Source organism: Pediococcus damnosus, assembly GCF_001437255.1.
Lineage (GTDB): Bacteria > Bacillota > Bacilli > Lactobacillales > Lactobacillaceae > Pediococcus > Pediococcus damnosus.
Window position 1 is genome coordinate 1 of record NZ_JQBD01000141.1, and the last position, 2,896, is coordinate 2,896.

Below are 2,896 nucleotides of genomic sequence, written 5' to 3' on the forward strand. Positions count from 1 at the left end.
GCTCTATCATTTTAAAATGATAGAGCGTTTTTTTGAACTATTTACGTAATTGGTTGACTAGCTTTTCGTCAGGGTCCACAAGAATAGTACTCTGTCCCTCATATATTACGAGTCCTGGTTTGGCTCCATTGGGTTTATGGACCTTTTTAACCGATACATAATCAACTGGGACATGTGAAGATAATTGTGCCTTTGAAAAGTAAGCAGCTAAATTGGCAGCCTCAGAGATCGTTTGTTCCGAAGGATCAGAACTATGAATAATTACATGAGATCCAGGAATCTTCTGTGTATGCAACCAAATATCGGATTTTTTAGCTGTTTTTAGTGTGAGACGATCATTTTGCGTATCGTTTTTTCCAACCGAGATTTGTGTACCGTCTGTGGCATGAAAGGTTTCTGGTTTAGAGTGTTGAAGTCGTTTTTGTTTCTTCTTTTTTTGGTTGGGTTTTAAGTAGCCTTCTTTTTCAAGCTCTTCTCTAATTTCATCCAGATCTTGAGGATTAGCCAACTCAATTTGAGTCATAATATTGTCAAGATAGTCAATCTCCTGGTGAGTCTTTTCAAGTTGCTCAGAAACATAGTGGACCGCATTTTTTGATTTTTGATATTTTTTGAAATATTTCTGGGCATTTTGAGAAGGCGAGATCTGATTAGACAATAAAATCTTGATATCGTGATTATCTTCATAATAGTTCGGTAGGGTGATTTCGGTCATCCCTCGTTTTACCCGATTTAGGTAAGTCGTCAAGATCTCACCTTTAATTTTATAACTATCAGCTTTTTCAGAGCTTTGAAGAGTTTGATTTAACTTTTTAAGTTTATTTCGATTCTTTTTTAAATCATTTTTCACGACTCTTACTAAATTCCCGGCCTTTTGAATCACTCGGTCTCGTTGGGCATTGGCAACATAAAAGGCGTCCAGTAAAGCACTAAGTGAATCAAAATGTTGAACCTGTCCTTCTAAAGTTGCATAAGGAAAGGCAGTATAAGTAGGTTTCTTTTTTTGAGTAGTCATCACTGGTTCTGGATGCTCAAATTTATCGAAGAAGTCAGTAAATGCACTATCTGATGGGTGAAGATGTAAGTAGTTTGCGAGTTCTAAACTAGTTTCCTTATTTATCCCTTGATAGTTTTTCCGTAATTCATCCGCTAAAACTTCTTGATTTGGGTATTTTTCTAAGTCGATTTTGTAAGCTTCACTAGAATCAGTAAAGGGATTTTGTTTGTTTTGACTGGGTGGCGTAATATAGGTTGCACCGGGCAAAAGTAGGCGATAACGATTTTGATCAGCATTAATGTGCTTGATTGTATCAATAATTACTTTTGTAGTATTGTTAAGTAGAATGATATTGCTGCGACGACCCATAATTTCAACAGCAAGAAGTAACTCATCTATATCGCCGAGCTCGTTTCGTTTTGAAAACGAAAAATTAATTATTCGATCGTTTTCAACTTGTTTAATGGAATTTAAAATGGCACCATCCAGGTACTTTCTCAACATCATTGTAAAATTTGTCGGAACGGCTGGATTAGCATAGGGGATCTTAGTAACTTGCACGCGGGCATAGTTCGGATGTGCAGAAAGTAAAACAGGAAAATTTTTACGATTTGCTCTAAAAGTAATAATAACTTCATTATCGTAAGGTTGATGAATTTTAGTAATTCGTCCACTTTGTAATAAAGAATTTAATTCGTGAACCATGGCGTGAGTAAATGAACCGTCGAATGACATATTGGGACCTACTTTCTTCTTGTATAAACTGTTACTATCTAGTATACCAGTCTAGAAAGGGAAAGTAATAAATGAAACCTTGAAAGTTAAACTGAAAGCGCATTTGTTTAAGGAAGTTTGAAGACTTTTTGAATTTTTTTAAATTTGTGATATTATTTAAATATTAATTTTAAAAATCAGAAGCTGGTGTATAAATGAAAACGGCCATTGTAACGGATAGTACCTGTTATCTAACAAAAGAAGAAATTTCAAATAATCATATTGTAGTGGTACCAATTCCTGTAGTGATTGATGGTAAGAGTTACGATGAAGGGGTAGATATTACAACGGAGGAGTTTTATCAAAAGTTGCGAACCTCGGGATCATTTCCAAGTACAACCCAGCCATCATTGGGTAAAATGATTGAATTATATAAGCACCTTCGTGATGAAGGTTATGAAAACGTGATTAGCATTCATTTAGCAAGTACCATTTCAGGATTTGTTAGTAGCTTAGACTCTATCAAAGACGAAATTGATGGTCTAAATGTGTATGTGTATGATTCTGAGATCACAGTTCGTCTCATGGGTTCGCTTGTGCTAGAGGCGGCTCAAATGGCTCGTGAGGAACGGACACCAGAAGATATTCTAACTCAGTTAAATAAACTACGTGCAACTTTTGGTGAATACTTTATCGTGGATGATTTACAAAATCTTGTGCGGGGCGGACGTTTATCCAACGCTTCAGCATTCATTGGTGGATTGCTAAAGATTAAACCAATTTTGACATTTAATGATGCTCATGAAATTGTGGCGTTTGAAAAAGTCCGTTCAACCAAAAAAGCATTCACGAGAGTTGAAGAGTTATTTGCTCAGAATAAAGAAAAAATTGATTATCCAATTAGAGCCATCATTATTCATGCAAATGATGAACCTGCTGCCCTCAAATGGCGAGAAAGATTGCAAGCAAAGTATCCAGATTTACCAATTGATATTAGTTATTTTGGACCTGTAATTGGAACACACCTTGGAGAAAAGGCTTTGGCTCTGGCTTGGTTAAGAGATTACACAAAAGATTAGATTAGATGAGATGATAGATTAGTTGTTAGTGACTAATCTATTTTTTAATTTACAGTTTAATATGCAAAAAAGGATTAGTGTTAGTGTAAGGTTTTCCTAGATGGTC

General features: G+C 35.5%; 2 protein-coding genes. One reads left to right on the top strand and one right to left on the bottom strand.

The window, feature by feature from the left end; all coding sequences use genetic code 11:
• Nucleotides 1-37: 37 nt before the first annotated feature.
• The gene (locus IV84_RS10240) at nt 38-1,732 is read right to left on the bottom strand and encodes an NFACT RNA binding domain-containing protein (RefSeq protein ID WP_046871765.1); all 1,695 of its coding nucleotides are present in this window, start codon (nt 1,730-1,732) and stop codon (nt 38-40) included.
• Nucleotides 1,733-1,926: 194 nt separating this feature from the next.
• On the opposite strand from IV84_RS10240, the gene IV84_RS10245 reads away from it, so the two are divergent.
• Complete coding sequence (locus IV84_RS10245) at nt 1,927-2,790, top strand: DegV family protein (RefSeq protein WP_046871764.1); 864 nt, start codon at nt 1,927-1,929, stop codon at nt 2,788-2,790.
• Nucleotides 2,791-2,896 lie beyond the last annotated feature (106 nt).

Excerpts from the sequence above, each read along its gene's own strand:
- IV84_RS10240 (WP_046871765.1), bottom strand. The coding sequence starts at position 1,732 with ATGTCATTCGACGGTTCATTTACTCACGCCATGGTTCACGAATTAAAT.
- IV84_RS10245 (WP_046871764.1), top strand. The coding sequence starts at position 1,927 with ATGAAAACGGCCATTGTAACGGATAGTACCTGTTATCTAACAAAAGAA.